This is a genomic window from Flavobacterium gelidicaeli (assembly GCF_013294005.1).
In the GTDB taxonomy this organism is placed as follows: domain Bacteria; phylum Bacteroidota; class Bacteroidia; order Flavobacteriales; family Flavobacteriaceae; genus Flavobacterium.
Map to the genome: position 1 here is coordinate 321618 of NZ_JABSNK010000002.1, position 15205 is coordinate 336822.

At 34.4% G+C, this 15205-nt stretch carries 14 protein-coding genes; 5 read left to right on the forward strand and 9 right to left on the reverse strand.

Going from position 1 to position 15205, the window contains the following annotated elements:
- Positions 1 to 47 precede the first annotated feature (47 nt).
- Positions 48 to 794, forward strand: a complete 747-nt coding sequence (locus tag HNP99_RS04135; RefSeq protein ID WP_173851571.1) for a lysophospholipid acyltransferase family protein — start codon at positions 48 to 50, stop codon at positions 792 to 794.
- Here HNP99_RS04135 and HNP99_RS04140 read toward each other — a convergent pair.
- The 8 genes from HNP99_RS04140 to HNP99_RS04175 all read right to left on the reverse strand — a co-directional run bounded on the left by HNP99_RS04140 (position 778) and on the right by HNP99_RS04175 (position 7347).
- Positions 778 to 2406, reverse strand: coding sequence for a porin family protein (locus HNP99_RS04140; RefSeq protein ID WP_173851573.1), 1629 nt, complete (start codon positions 2404 to 2406; stop codon positions 778 to 780). The genes HNP99_RS04135 and HNP99_RS04140 overlap by 17 nt on opposite strands.
- A complete protein-coding gene (locus HNP99_RS04145) occupies positions 2403 to 2945 on the reverse strand; it encodes an RNA polymerase sigma factor (RefSeq protein ID WP_173851575.1) in 543 nt (180 codons plus the stop codon). Before HNP99_RS04145 ends, HNP99_RS04140 begins: the two co-directional genes overlap by 4 nt.
- A 5-nt stretch (positions 2946 to 2950) precedes the next feature.
- On the reverse strand, positions 2951 to 3370 hold the full coding sequence (locus HNP99_RS04150) for a hypothetical protein (protein ID WP_173851577.1): 420 nt from the start codon (positions 3368 to 3370) through the stop codon (positions 2951 to 2953).
- Positions 3371 to 3534: 164 nt separating this feature from the next.
- Positions 3535 to 3942, reverse strand: a complete 408-nt coding sequence (locus tag HNP99_RS04155) for a hypothetical protein (protein ID WP_173851579.1) — start codon at positions 3940 to 3942, stop codon at positions 3535 to 3537.
- Between the two features lie 132 nt (positions 3943 to 4074).
- Entirely contained in the window at positions 4075 to 5082 is a 1008-nt protein-coding gene (gene recA / locus HNP99_RS04160) for a recombinase RecA (RefSeq protein ID WP_173851825.1), read from the reverse strand.
- Between the two features lie 185 nt (positions 5083 to 5267).
- On the reverse strand, positions 5268 to 5777 hold the full coding sequence (locus tag HNP99_RS04165; RefSeq protein WP_173851581.1) for an acyl-CoA thioesterase: 510 nt from the start codon (positions 5775 to 5777) through the stop codon (positions 5268 to 5270).
- 33 nt (positions 5778 to 5810) lie between these two features.
- Positions 5811 to 6194, reverse strand: a complete 384-nt coding sequence (locus tag HNP99_RS04170) for a DoxX family membrane protein (protein ID WP_173851583.1) — start codon at positions 6192 to 6194, stop codon at positions 5811 to 5813.
- A gap of 4 nt (positions 6195 to 6198) precedes the next feature.
- Entirely contained in the window at positions 6199 to 7347 is a 1149-nt protein-coding gene (locus HNP99_RS04175; RefSeq protein WP_173851586.1) for a DNA polymerase III subunit, read from the reverse strand.
- Between the two features lie 512 nt (positions 7348 to 7859).
- Here HNP99_RS04175 and HNP99_RS04180 point away from each other — a divergent pair.
- On the forward strand, positions 7860 to 8306 hold the full coding sequence (locus HNP99_RS04180) for a hypothetical protein (RefSeq protein ID WP_173851588.1): 447 nt from the start codon (positions 7860 to 7862) through the stop codon (positions 8304 to 8306).
- Between the two features lie 130 nt (positions 8307 to 8436).
- Complete coding sequence (locus HNP99_RS04185) at positions 8437 to 9729, forward strand: hypothetical protein (protein WP_173851590.1); 1293 nt, start codon at positions 8437 to 8439, stop codon at positions 9727 to 9729.
- Between the two features lie 28 nt (positions 9730 to 9757).
- Here the strand turns inward: HNP99_RS04185 and HNP99_RS17765 are convergent, their stop codons facing one another.
- The gene (locus HNP99_RS17765) at positions 9758 to 9886 is read right to left on the reverse strand and encodes a hypothetical protein (protein ID WP_256434525.1); all 129 of its coding nucleotides are present in this window, start codon (positions 9884 to 9886) and stop codon (positions 9758 to 9760) included.
- On the opposite strand from HNP99_RS17765, the gene HNP99_RS04190 reads away from it, so the two are divergent.
- Both HNP99_RS04190 and HNP99_RS04195 read left to right on the forward strand, forming a co-directional pair.
- Positions 9874 to 11355, forward strand: a complete 1482-nt coding sequence (locus tag HNP99_RS04190; protein ID WP_173851592.1) for a gliding motility-associated C-terminal domain-containing protein — start codon at positions 9874 to 9876, stop codon at positions 11353 to 11355. The genes HNP99_RS17765 and HNP99_RS04190 overlap by 13 nt on opposite strands.
- 1 nt (position 11356) lies before the next feature.
- Positions 11357 to 15148 (forward strand): PorP/SprF family type IX secretion system membrane protein, encoded by a 3792-nt coding sequence (locus tag HNP99_RS04195; RefSeq protein ID WP_173851594.1) that lies wholly within the window; start codon positions 11357 to 11359, stop codon positions 15146 to 15148.
- Positions 15149 to 15205: the final 57 nt, after the last annotated feature.

A 15205-nucleotide genomic window follows, 5' to 3' on the forward strand; every position in this document is an offset into this window, starting at 1 on the left:
TAAAAATTTATACGCAATATAACTTTTGATTTCCTATTTTTGGACACATGAAAGGCATAAAAATTATTCTTTGGACACTTTGGCGCATTTGGTTTTATGTATTAATGGCCATTCCTATTTTGATCATGTTTCCGTTACTTGTAGCTTCTATCAGCACAGATAAAGGATATCCTTATTTTTTTAAAATGGCCCGTATTTGGTCAAAATTCATTCTATTCGGAATGGGGTTTTACTATAAAATAGAAAGAGAAGAAAAGCTTGAACCTAATAAAAGTTACATGATTGTGGCAAACCATACTTCAATGACTGATATTATGTTGATGCTGGCAGTTATAAAAAATCCTTTTGTTTTTGTTGGAAAACAAGAATTGTCAAAGATTCCATTATTTGGATTTTTCTATAAACGCAGCTGTATTTTAGTGGATAGAGGTTCTTCAAAAAGTCGATTAGAAGTTTTCAAGCAGGCGCAAAAGCGCATTGACAACGGTTTAAGTGTTTGTATTTTTCCTGAAGGTGGCGTTCCTGATGATGAATCGGTCGAGTTAGACAGTTTTAAAGACGGCGCTTTTAGACTTGCAATTGAGCACCAAATCCCAATTGTTCCCATTACGTTTGCCGATAATAAAAAACGTTTTTCGTTTACCTTCCTTAGCGGTGGCCCAGGAATTATGCGTGTTCATGTTAGTAAAGTGGTACACACATTAGGCAAAACGAGTTTGGATAGGAAAGACCTTCGCGAAGGAATTAGAGAAACTATTTTAAATCAATTAAATCGTTTTAGAAACGGTAACTAACTCCGGAATACAAACCAATAAATAACGGTTTGAAATCATTATCATTTTTAGAAAAAGTATTGAGTTGGTATTTAACCATTGGCTCAAAATTAAACTGAAAAGATTTTAAAAATTGATACTTAAAACCAATTCCAAAATTAGAACTAACATGCACTTTGTTTAAGTTATTGGCCTCTCCTAATGAAATATTAGCTTGAGCAGACTCTAATGCAATACTATTTTCATTGAGAAACAAAGTACTGAATCCGCCAATAACGCTTACGCCAATTTTTTTATTCAAGAGTGCATACGATACTTCTAATGGAAATTCATAATACCCCATTTTTTGATTGATGCTACCTAGATTTGTCTGCTGGATTTCTTTTTCAGTTGGAGAGAAGGAGTTGTATTGCGTTGCACTTTTCAATTCAACCGCAGCAGTAGGACTATAAGTAATATTCGCCATGTTATTAGAGGCGAATCCAGCTGAATAATAGACGTCATTAGTGTTGTAGCCTAAAACCACTTTATTTATCCCTGTACGAAGCGCTATTTTGCGATTTAAAGCATATTTAATCCCAATCCCATAACTCATTGTCTTGTCAGCAGTTTTTGCGTTCTCTGATAAGTTATTGTCAATAGGCGATCCACCAGAATTTGATTGCAAGTAAATAGGCGCAATATTAGGTGCTATTTCCCATTTCTTAGATACAACTTGAGCTATTTGTGTATCTTTAGTTGTTTTGCTTTTTAAAATCGCTTCTAATTCATTGGGAGTTGTAGCGTTATTTTCTTCTTGTTTTTTTGTTTCGGTTGTTGCTACATTTTCATCGATTTTGTTGTTGGCTACTGATGCTTGAATAATAACGTTTGCATTATCTTTTATGTTATTCGAATGTGTGGCATTTTCGGCTAATGTGGTAGTATTTACGGTCTCTTTTTTTAACTCATTTTTAGTAGCGATTCCTTCCTTTGTCACTGAATCAGTATTTGAAGTGGAGTGATTTATAACTGCTTTTTTTACCAAAAATTTGTCTTTCGATTCAGATCGATTAACAACTGCTTGATCTAGCACGGAATCATTAGTTTGTTCAGAGTGTTTTAAAGTGGGTTGTTTTCTCGAAATATTTTGTTTCGATTCAGTTTTACTTACAATAGCTTGATTTACCGATGTATTATTTTTTGGGATATGAAACGGAGAATTCGCTTTAGTATTTTTTGATTTTTTGTTTTCCTTAGCGGATACAACAACTGTGTTTTCTTTTTCATCATCGTTACTGTTTTTAGGATTAGTTACTACAACTTGCTGTGTTTGTTTGATGGGAAGCAACGGGGACTTTTCTTTATTTTCATTAGTAAGCGCATTCGATTTATTAATAGTATCAATAGTAGTTACCACTGTAGTGCTATTAATATCAGTTGGGGAAGTAGTGTAATTGTGAAATAGCAAAAAGCCTAATAGTAAGGCTGCTGCTGTTCCTGCATAGCGAAACCAGAACGGTATAACCATTCGTTTTTTCTTATCTTTCTTTAGCTCGGCTTCAATGTTTAACCAAATTTGGGGATCTGGTACCGATTCAAAATCTTTCAATTGTTCTTGAAACAAGCGGTCTATGTTTTTTTTCTCTTTCATTTTGCCGACGATTCTAACTTGTTTTCTATTCGGTTTTCCACTTTTTCTTTTAGTAATAATCGGGCTCTATGTAAATTTGATTTGGTTGTTCCTGTCGAAATTTTGAGCATTTCGCTAATTTCCTTGTGTGAATAGCCGTCTAAAACATACAAGTTGAACACTATGCGGTATTGGTCAGGAAGCTCTTGTATGATTTGCATCAAATAATCTAACGGTATCCCTTCTTCATCAATTTCGACTTCAATTTCTGGAATGTTCTCGTTTAATACTTCCATAAAACGAACACCTTTAAACTTTTGTAGTGCCGAGTTGATTAGAATTCTTTTGGCCCATCCTTCAAACGAACCTTTACCGCTGTACTGTTCTATTTTTCGAAAAATAATTAAAAAACCATCTTGTAAATTATCTTGTGCATCAGCATAGTTGCTAGAATATTTTAAACAAACACCAAAGAACTTTCTTGAGAACAAATTATACAATTGTTCTTGTGCTTTGGGATTGTTTTTTTTACATTCAGCTATGAGTTGCTCTAATATCACAGGTTTTAATTTTTGTCAACAACTTGAATTTCAACATCTTCAAAGGTATCTTTTCCTTCAATATCTTTCCCTTTAAAGAACTTAAAAATATACGATCCCGTATTAGTTACTTTAAAATCAAATTTGGTTTCTGATAATTCAGGTAATTCCTGTGTGCAGGCTTGATTATTTTTAGTAGCAGTTTGTATGGCTATTGTTCTAGTATTTAAGTCTTTACTGTAATAAATGCCCTGAAATAGATCACAAGCCGTTGGTCTTTGATATTTTAAGGTAATGGTGTAGGTTTGCCCTAATGTAAAAGTTTCAGGGAGTACATAACTTGTTACTGGAAGGACTTGGTATGTGTAGTAATCGTTGTTATCATTATCAAGTGTACAGGCTGATAAGGAAACGATTAAAGCTAAAAATGATATAATTTTTTTCATAGTACAAAGTTTATAATTGCTAAGATATCCTGTAGGTCTTTTATAAAGAGTCAATAAAACAAAAAAGGTTGCGTTAAAAAAGCAACTTTTTTTAAAGCTATAAATTGAAATTGAGAAACATAAAAAATAAAGCGACCGAAAATTGTCCGGCCGCTATTAATTTTTTAAGATGCAGTAGTTACAACGATTGTTTTAGTGATATATTCCGTTGCATTTTTTTGAAATTTCAACATATAAGTTCCAGCTGCAGTAGCCTTAAATTGATATGTTGTTGTTTTTGTAGCCGCATCAGTTGTGCAATTGCTTCCTTCGTATTTAGTTTGAACTACTACAGTTGTAGTTTTTTCTGCAGTTGTTTCAATAAATTTATTAAAAACACCACAGTTGTTTTCAACGCTGTAAGTAAGATTGAAAGTTAGTTCTTGATTTACAGTTGCAGTTTCGGCTCCCTCAACCACTGTTACAAATGCTGTTTTGGTTACCAGTGATGGTTCATCATCTTTACTACAGGAAGTAAATCCAGCAGAAACAAATAATACTAATGCAACTACTTTTAATTTTAAATTTTTCATTTTTTGAAATTTTATTGGTTAATACTCTTTCTAGATACCAATTTATTTAAAAGGTTGCTTCACAAAAATAATTATAAAAAAAAATTCCCGAATTTTCATCCGGGAATTTTTAAATTATTCGATTATAGAAGATTAAGCATCAGCTAATTCTTTTATTCTTTCTTTGATTTTAACTTCAAGTTCATCCGCTAATTCTGGATTGTCTTTAATTAAAGATTTTACCGCATCACGTCCTTGTCCTAATTTTGTTTCACCGTAACTAAACCATGAACCTGCTTTTTTAATAATTTCAAATTCTACTGCAAGGTCTAATATTTCACCAGTTTTAGAGATTCCTTCTCCGTACATGATATCAAATTCAGCTATTTTAAATGGTGGTGCCACTTTGTTTTTTACCACTTTAACTTTCGTTCTGTTTCCTAGTACGTTGTCACCATCTTTAATTTGAGTAGAACGACGAATATCTAAACGTACTGAAGCGTAGAATTTTAAAGCGTTACCACCCGTTGTAGTTTCAGGGTTTCCAAACATAACTCCAATTTTCTCTCTCAATTGATTGATGAAGAAAACAGTACAGTTGGTTTTACTAATTGTTCCAGTTAACTTTCTTAATGCTTGTGACATTAATCGTGCATGAAGACCCATTTTAGAATCTCCCATTTCTCCTTCAATTTCACTTTTAGGAGTCAAAGCAGCAACCGAGTCAATAACCACAATATCAATTGCGCCAGAGCGAATTAAGTTTTCAGCAATTTCTAATGCTTGTTCTCCATTATCTGGTTGTGAGATAATTAAGTTTTCAATATCTACACCTAATTTTTCAGCATAGTTTCTATCAAATGCATGCTCTGCATCAATAAAAGCAGCAATTCCACCTGCTTTTTGAGCTTCGGCAATAGCGTGTAATGTTAAGGTTGTTTTTCCAGAAGATTCTGGACCATATATTTCAATGATTCTTCCTTTTGGATAGCCATTAACTCCTAATGCTAAATCGATTCCTAGAGATCCAGATGAAATAGTTTCTACTTCAACAATGGCTTTATCTCCCATTTTCATTACGGTTCCTTTTCCGTAAGTTTTGTCTAGTTTGTCAAGCGTTAACTGTAAGGCTTTTAATTTGGCTTCTTTCTCTGTACTCATCTTCTCTTTTACCTTTTCTTTCATTTGTATTTTTTTATTGCTCTAAGAAATTAGCAGAAACATCTTGATTTCGTCAAATTTCATTTACATTTAAGATTAATGTTTCGTAAAATTAGTTCTTTTTTTTTAATTAAATTTTTCTCCTTTCAGAATAATTAAAGATAAAAAGTCTTGTTCTATACGATTTAAATAAATAATGCTCTTAACTCTGAGGCGTCTTCGGGTTTAATTTTTCCGGCTAGTAGCAAACTCAATTGTTTGCGTCTTAATGCGGCATCAAAACGTTCTTTTTCTAAAGGAGTTTCGGGTATAATTTGGGGTACTTCAACAGGTCTTCCTGTGTCATCAACGGCTACAAAGGTATAAATTGCTTCATTTGCTTTGGTTTTATTACCGGATTCTCTGTCTTCTACCCAAATATCAATGTAAATTTCCATCGAACTTTTGAACGAACGCGATACTTTGGCTTCGACCGTAACCACACTCCCTAAAGGAATTGCTCTATTAAAAGCCACGTGATTTACTGATGCTGTTACTACAATTCTTCTCGAATGTCTGCGTGCTGCTATGCTTGCTGCGCGATCCATACGGGCTAACAATTCGCCACCAAAAAGATTGTTTAACGGATTTGTTTCACTTGGTAAAACTAAATCGGTTAAGATTGTTATAGATTCTGAAGGATGTTTTGGTGTCATGTTTTTATAAATGTAAATTGAGTGTTTTTATTTTTAGTTTAACCAAAAAACAGCCATTACAGCTGGAATAAAATAGATTACAATGGTTCTTGCTCCGTCATAGTCTTTTGCTAATCGTTGTCCAAAAAGTAACATGATCAATGTAATACAAGAAAATATAGCTCCATAGAATCCAAATAATCTTTCGTTATTTACGATTAACTGAATGCAACCTACAATACAAAGTATACCTGAGATCATTTCTAAAATTAATACATTCAATAGCGCCAGGGGAACATGATTTTTTAGTTTAGTTTGAGCGAAATGCTCTTTTAACCATTCTAGGTTGTCTTTCCAATAAAATATTTTATCGTATCCTGATTGGATGAAGGATACGGCTAGAAAAACTAAAATTAACATGGAGGCTACATTATTCATATCGTTATTTTTTATGGATGAGGCGTGTGAGTTTTATCGATAAATCAGTTAAAATAATTTTAGCATTTCCATTACGCTCAATATGATACATGGCATCAGAGATTTCAGTGAAAATTTCTTGTATGTTATTTCCATTAACAAAAGGAGCAAAGTTCTCTAATTTGAATTTTTCGACTTTGGGTTCAAAATATACTAAACTTTTTGTTTCATAATTAATGAGTAGTGCTTGGCGAAACATTTCGATACAAAACTCCAAAAATTTCTTTTGAGCTTCTCTACCAAGTGCAGCTATTTTTTCGCTCCATAGAATTAAGTCCTGTATTGCTGCAGCATTTCCTTTAGCTTTAAAAGCGGCACGAACCCAAGTAACAAACCATTGTTCAAAAGGATGAGCGTCGCTATCATCATGCAATAAATGCAAAGCAATACTGTAATTTCCTTGTGCTTGATGCGCAATTTTTGCAGCAATTTTAGGATCTACTTGTTCACGTGCTACAAGCGCTTCGGCAATTATAGGTTCGGTTAAACCATTAAAGTGTAGTATTTGGCAACGCGAGCGAATAGTTTGAATAATATCTTCTTCATTTTCTGAAATCAGAATGAATATTGTTTTTTCTGGCGGTTCTTCTAGTAATTTTAATAATTTATTGGAGGCAGCGATGTTTAATTTATCAGCCATCCAAACCAGCATGAATTTATAGCCACCTTCATACGCTTTAAGCGAAAGTGACTTTAATATTTCTTGCGCATCATCTACCCTAATTTCACCTTGTTTATTTTGTACTCCTAGAATGGCATACCAGTCAAACAACCCTCCGTAAGGATTTTGAGAGACAAATTGTCTCCATTCTGTAATGAAATCAATACTTTTTGGACTTCTTTTTACAGAGTCAGTAGTCACTGTTGGGTAAGCAAAGTGTAGGTCGGGATGTGATAATTTTTGGAATTTTATATTACAGGACTCATTTGTACCATTGTTTTCACCATTTTGATTGCTACATAATATGTATTGTGCGTAGGCAATTGCCATGGCTAAAGTTCCGCTACCTTCCGGTCCAACAAATAATTGTGCATGCGGAATCCTTCCTAAGTCGGCACTTTTTGTCAGATGGTTCTTAATGTGTTCTTGTCCTAGTATTTCAGAAAATTGCATAGAGCAAAGATAATAGAAAATGGATTAGACGAAAATTTTCATAAGGAAAGTTTAAATTTTATACTTTTTGTTTATTGTCTGTACAATAAAATCAGTTTTTTGTAGTTAAATTACTTATTGTTGTATTTGAAGTAATTGTGTAAATAATTTATTTACAGTTGTTTTTTAACAATTTAGTTTGTTTTTTAGTTGGATGTATTATTAGTGGCATGGATATTGTTTATTTAATATTAGCACTAGTTTTATTGAAGGGTTCAATAAGCTTTAGTCGCTATTAGTTATTGGTAAACAAAGTTTTACAAAATAAGTAATTAATTAAATTGGAGTTATTAAATTTTAAAATCAACAAAAAGTAATTAAATAGTAGGAGTACAAGAAAAACTTATCAACATTGATTGTTAATGATTTTTAAGGTTTTTTTTAACAAAAAATTATAATTTATTGTATTATAGTTGTTTGTTGAATTAATTTGTATAAATTTGTTTAATTATAACAAAAACAAAACAATTTTTATGAAAGGGAAAATTATTTTTTTAGGGCTATGTATGTTTTTTACTAGTCAGGTTATTTTATCGCAAAATAGAAATGCGCCTCAAAGTATTATTAGTACAACAGCAGTTATACGAGGTTACCACACTCAAGATGAATTGAGAGGGATGCAAAAAGGGGAATTGTTAGAATTATATATCGAAAGAATAAAAGTATTGACAAAAACGCTACCTTTTATAGCGTTAGCAACAAAACCGGGTCTAACAATGATTGACTTAGGAATACCATTTGATGGTGATAAAAAGAAATTACAAGATGGACAAGCTGAGGCAACAGAGGCTTATTTAACATCAACAATTGAGTATCAAAGAAGGATTATCCCTTATGCTGATACTGAAAACCTTGTTGCCGGAATTTTATTTTACGAAAGCACTATTAAGTCTTTGCACTTATTTAATGAATACAAATAAAATTTCAATAAAATTATTTATTGTAACTATTTAGGTTAAATGTTAGATACAGTTCATTACTATTTTTTTGAACTGTATCAATTACCTCACAAGGGTATTTGCAATTAATCTATTAAAATTTAAACTTCTCATGAAAAAAACATTACATTTTATTTGGATTGCTTTTTTTATTGTTTGTAGCGCAAATGCTCAGCAAGAAAAAGGTATTATGGGGTATACAAACTGGTTGTATGGCTGGACTGAATTCAAGCCTAATAAAGTAGAGTTTGGAGAAGCAAACCAAATACTTGCTGGAGTTATTTCAGTAAATACTAAATTGTTAAAAAGAAACGTTTACTTAATTCAAGGAAATGTTTATGTTACTAACAATGCAGTATTAACAATTGAACCAGGAACAGTAATTATTGGTGATTTTGATACAAAAGGAACTTTAATCTTTACTAAAGGAAGCCAGATTATGGCGGATGGTTTAGAAACAGACCCTATTGTGTTTAGTTCTAATAGAGGAGTGAAAAAATCTGGAGATTGGGGAGGAATTGTTTTTCTTGGTGATGCACCAATTAATAAATTCGGAAACATGGCTTCACTTATTTATGACTTTAATCCAGCCATGACTATTTATGGTGGGAACAACATAGAAAGCAACTCAGGAGTTATGCGTTATGTAAGGGTAGAGTTTGCTGGTAAAAGAGTGAAAGGTTCTCAACCATTAAATGCAATTACTTTTGCAGGTGTAGGTAATAAAACGGTATTAGAAAATGTGATGGTTAGCTATTCTGGAGGAGATTCATTTACTTTCATTGGAGGAGAAGTTAATGCTTCAAAATTAGTGTCGTTTCATACTATAAACGATGACTTTAAATATACACAAGGAGTTCAAAGTAAAATTTTTAATTCATTAGCGGTACGTTCTTCTTACCTATCAGGTAATAAAGATGGTTCTCGTTGTATGGAAATTGCTTCTTATGATAAAAAAGAAGAAACTGATTTTTCTAAAAAACATACTTCAGTTGTTGCTTATAACATTACAATGTTAAATGATAGCGAAAATATTAATGCTGATATTCAATCAGGATTAGTTAAAGAAGCTGTTTACGTAGGTAATGATGCAAGTTTAGAAATGAAAAGAACGGTTATTTCAGGTTTTAATCCTGCTGTTGTTTTAAATAACGGAATTGAAATTAATGAGAATAACTTGAAGAAAATTAAATTTGAAGAAATGTATTTCAACTTATGTAAAGGAAATATTTTTACCGAATACAATTCTGATAACACGGATTTAGAAAGCTGGTACGGAAACGGTAGCTTTTTAAACTACTATTCTCAAGGAGATAATAAAGAGACGTTTATTGATATTTTCAACCCTAAACGTCCTGATTATAGATTAAATATTGGTAAAATAACAGCTTCAAGTAAATATTAATTACTGTATCTGTTTAATTTTCAATGTTTTAAGCAAGGAATTGATGATCTGGTTCATCAATTCCTTGCGTTTGTTTTAGAATTATTTTTAAAGTAGGAATAATAGCCGCCCCTAATGATAAAAAAGTTTCTTTATATTTTGTTTTTGGTATTACCATTAACTAATGCTGTATATGCCCAATTAATAATTGGTAAGCCTACATTTATTTTTAGTCAAGCTTGTGCTAATCCTGGCTTCAATTCATTTGAAGTACAAATAAACTTTTCAGCATCTCCTTCATTAGATCCTGCGAATCAGTTTATAGTAGAGTTGTCGTCAGCTGATGGCGATTTTTCTAGTCCTACTGTTATTTATACAACAGCAGTTGGAGAACTTAACGCTCCAGGTAAAGTAAAGGTTGCTATTCCTACAAATGCTTCAGGAGAAAAATACCAAATTAGAGTAAAAAGTACCACTGCTTCTTTGCCCTTGTCTCCGCAAAAATCTATTGTTTTTCCAGCTTACTATAAGCAACACGATACACAATTCACTATTAATAATGCTATCCCTAACGCCACTTTTTGTGCTGGCGGAAGCTATATTTTAAGTGTTGATCCTAATGGTAATGGAGTTACTAATTCCCCTTTACAATTTCCATCATTAACTTATAATTGGTTTAAATATAATGGCCCTTTGTTACCTGAAACACCTGTAGCAACTGCTAGTAGTAGCAGTTATACGGTAACATCACCTGGTTCGTATTTTGTAAAGACTAATTATGGTGCCTGTACTTCTGATTCTGATTCGTATTCTAATATTGTTGAAGTTTTTCAATCTGCAACGAGTGCAAGTGCATCAATAACATCAAGTAAGGGAAATCCTTTTTGTCCTTCTGAAGGTGCAACAACACTAACTGCAGTTGCTGGAAATAGCTATCAATGGTTTAAAGATGGTGTAAAGATTGATGGAGCAACAGCTATCAATTATCAAGCTACTGTTGCTGGTAAATATGATGTTAAAGTTGATTTTGGTGGTTGTCAAGCCACAGCTACAATTGAGTTACAAGGAGAAGCAATAAATAGTTCTATAGATGTTCCAGACGATAATGTTATTGAAGTTGGTGACAAATTAACTGTAACTGCCACTACTGATGCAAGCTCTCCTACCTTTCAATGGTATCTTAATAATAATCCAATTGCTGGCGCAACTACTAATGTTTATGAGGTTTCTAGTAAAGGAAATTATAAAATTATAATTTCTCAAGCAGGTTCATGTAATATAAATCAAGAACTTCCGTTTACTGTTAGGTTGACTAGTGATCCTTTTCCAGATGTTACTGATATTCCTAATGTTATTATTCTGAGTAGTGTTTATAAGAATAATAAAGAATGGTTTTTTCAGCTACCAGAACCAGAGCTGAAAACACCTCCGGAAGTTTTAAATAAAGGAGTAGGAGTAATTATAATCAGTGCAAATGGTGACATAGTATACCAAACTGATGATTATTCATATAATTGGCCAAATGTAAATTTAGATATGTGGCCTTTATCAAATATAGATTTTAAAAATATAAATCCAGTTTACTATTATATTATAACAACAAAGGATAATAAAATGATAAAAGGATCAATAACGGTAATAAAATAATATGAAGAAAATTTTACTTTTTGTAACTTTATTTTATGGCTTCACACAAAAAATCTATTCTCAGGATACTGCTGGGGATGGAGTTGTGTCGTTTGCCCTACCTGTTAGAAATTCATTAAAATATAATCTATACACTATAAATCCTGCATTCAGTTTTGTTAGACAAAACGCTACTTATGCCTCTTTTTATAATAAAAGACAATGGGTTACTTTTCAAGATGCTCCACAAACGTATTTAGTGAGTTACTCAGGTAGATTTAGAGAGAATGAGGGTATGGCAATTGGACTTTTTCAACAAAACTATGGTTTACTAACAACCTTTGGTGCAATAGGAAATTTTGCTCATAACATAGTACTTCAAGAAGATAGTAATTTAACTTTAGGTATTAATGTTGCAGGTTATAAAAGTGGATTAAATAACGGAAAAGTTATTGTTAACACGCCAGATCCTGCATTAGATAATATTCCTTCAAATACCCTTTTATCAGTTAGTCCAGGAATTAATTATGGAAATGCTTTTTTCGATATCGGACTAGCAATGAATAATCTTGCGTTATATAATTTCGCTACTTCTGAAATTATTAAAGACGATCCTGAACAAAGTTTACAAGTACATTTAATGTACACAGGTTTCCTAGATACTTATGGTTTTTTTGATAAAAGTAAATTCTCTGCTTTAGTTCGCTCTGAATTTAAGAAAGAGAAAACAGTTATTTCAGGTGTAGGAATGCTTACTATTCCGCAAGGTGCTTGGATTCAAGCAGGTTATAATACAGTATATGGTATGTCTGCTGGACTTGGAGCAAATATCACTCCTTCTATTTCAATTGAATATAATTACGAGAGAGGAACAGGAAACTTTGCTAATTTTGGAGCTTCACATGAGTTCTTAATTGCATATAGATTCAAGTCTAAAAGTTATTACTATGGTGATGATGAAGAAGAAGGCGCTTTACTTGCCCCAATATCAAAAGCTAAAACAATACAGGGAAGCAATAGAGCCCCTTACATAAATGCAGAAACTAGGGCTGCAAATGCTCAAGCTAAATTAGCTGCTGATGCACAAGCAAAAGCAGATGCTGAAGCTGCCGCAAAAGAAAAACTAGCTGCAGATGCAAGAGCGAAAGCAGATGCTGAGGCTGCAGCCAAAGCAAAATTAGCTGCAGATGCACAAGCAAAAGCGGATGCACAACCAAGTGGAAAAGAAAAACTAGCCGCAGATGCACAAGCAAAAGCGGATGCCGAAGCTGCGAGAGCCAAACTAGCTGCAGATGCAAAAGCAAAAGCAGATGCCGAAGCTGCGAGAGGAAAATTAGCCGCAGATGCACGAGCAAAAGCTGATGCTGAAGCTGCGAAAGCAAAATTAGCTGCTGATGCAAAAGCAAAAGCAGATGCCGAAGCTGCGAAAGCCAAACTAGCTGCAGATGCACGAGCAAAAGCAGATGCCGAAGCTGCGAGAGCAAAATTAGCGGCAGATGCACGAGCGAAAGCCGATGCCGCAGCTGCGAAAGCGAAATTAGCTGTAGATGCTAAAGCTAAAGCTGATGCTGAAGCTGCGAGAGCAAAACTAGCCGCAGATGCTAAATCTATAGCGGATGCAGAAGCTGCCAACGCAAGAATGGCTGCAGATTTACAAGCGAAAGCAGATGCTGAAGCTGCGAGAGCAAAACTAGATGTAGATGCTAAAGCTAAAGCGGATGCTGAAGCTGCCAACGCAAGAATGGCTGCAGATTTACAAGCGAAAGCAGATGCTGAAGCTGCGAAAGCCAAACTAGCTGCAGATGCACAAGCGAAAGCGGATGTTGAAGCTGCCAACGCAAGAATGGCTGCAGATTTACAAGCGAAAGCGGATGCCGAAGCTGCGAGAGCAAAACTAGCCGCAGATGCTAAATCTATAGCGGATGCTGAAGCTGCCAACGCAAGAATGGCTGCAGATTTACAAGCTAAAGCAGATGCCGAAGCTGCAAAAGCCAAACTAGCTGCGGATGCACAAACGAAAGCGGATGCTGAAGCTGAAAAAGCCAAACTAGCTGCAGATGCACAAGCGAAAGCGGATGCCGAAGCTGCAAAAGCCAAACTAGCTGCAGATGCACAAGCGAAAGCGGATGCCGAAGCTGCGAAAGCAAAACTAGCTGCGGATGCACAAGCGAAAGCGGATGCCGAAGCTGCAAAAGCCAAACTAGCTGCAGATGCACAAGCGAAAGCGGATGCCGAAGCTGCAAAAGCCAAACTAGCTGCGGATGCACAAGCGAAAGCGGATGCCGAAGCTGCGAAAGCCAAATTAGCTGCGGATGCACAAGCGAAAGCGGATGCCGAAGCTGCGAAAGCCAAACTAGCTGCGGATGCACAAGCGAAAGCGGATGCTGAAGCTGCAAAAGCGAAACTAGCTGCGGATGCACAAGCGAAAGCGGATGCTGAAGCTGCAAAAGCGAAACTAGCTGCGGATGCACAAGCGAAAGCGGATGCTGAAGCTGCAAAAGCCAAAATAGCTGCAGATGCACAAGCGAAAGCAGATGCCGAAGCTGCAAAAGCCAAACTAGCTGCGGATGCACAAGCGAAAGCGGATGCCGAAGCTGCGAAAGCCAAACTAGCTGCGGATGCACAAGCGAAAGCGGATGCTGAAGCTGCAAAAGCCAAACTAGCTGCAGATGCACAAGCGAAAGCAGATGCTGAAGCTGCGAAAGCAAAACTAGCTGCGGATGCCGAAGCTGCAAAAGCTAAACTAGCTGCAGATGCACAAGCGAAAGCAGATGCTGAAGCTCAGGCTAAATTAGTTGCAGCTGCAAAAGCGAAAGCGGATGCTGAAGCTGCTGCTAAAGCAAAAATTGCTGCTGCAGCCCAAGCTAAAGTTGATGCTGAAGAGAGTGAGAGAAATGCAGTTGAAGCAGCACGTAAAGCGAAATTAGCAATTGAGGCATCTAAAGATGATAATGCGAGAACAATGGATAACATTGTACAAAATTTTGATACAGAATCTAAAAAACAAGATAATTTAATAGATGAATTAAACGCTTCTGTTGCAAGTAAACAAAAAGACTTGGACGATATTCGTGAGGAAAATGACTTAAGTGAAAAGGGTATCTTTAAAGAACCTAAACCATTTAAAAGTATCGCTAACGAAAATGCAAAATTAGCAGCTTTAACAGCGCAACTAGAAGATCTTAACAAAAGTCAAAAAACAGCCTTGGATAATTTGACTAGGTTATATAACGATAGAATTAAAAAGAATCCAAATAAAAATGATGCACTTACACTTTCTTACTTAACGCGAATTAATGAGTTAAAAGCGGGTCAAGCAAGATTAGATCAAATGAATACATCATTGCTAGCAACTTTAGAAAAAATTAAAGTTGAAACTGAGATTGAAAAGAAACGTCGTATCAAGCGTGCTAATTTTGAGAATGATGAAGGTAGATATGCTAAAGATGTAGCTACTCTTAAACGCATTAAAGAAACGACTAAGTTAACTACGACACCCTTACAAGTGAGTGATTTTGATTTTGGTCAAGAGCAATCAAATATTCAAATTGTTAAGAATGTTAAGAATGAAAAAAGTGGTTACTACTTAACTATTGCGGTTCATAATGATATTGCAAAACGTGATGAATTTTTGACTAAAACTGTTGCTTCTGGACGTACAGATGTTAATTTCTTTTATAATGTAAATACAAGTAAGTATTATATTTATTATCAGAAATACGATAGCTTAGAACAAGCAACATTAGCATTAAAATCTAAAGGAAATGCAGCTTATAATGATAAAATGTCTATTGTAAAAATAGAAAACGAGTAAGAGATTTTTTGAAATAATTTGCATTAGCATGGATGGCAACTCTGAATAAGAGTACGT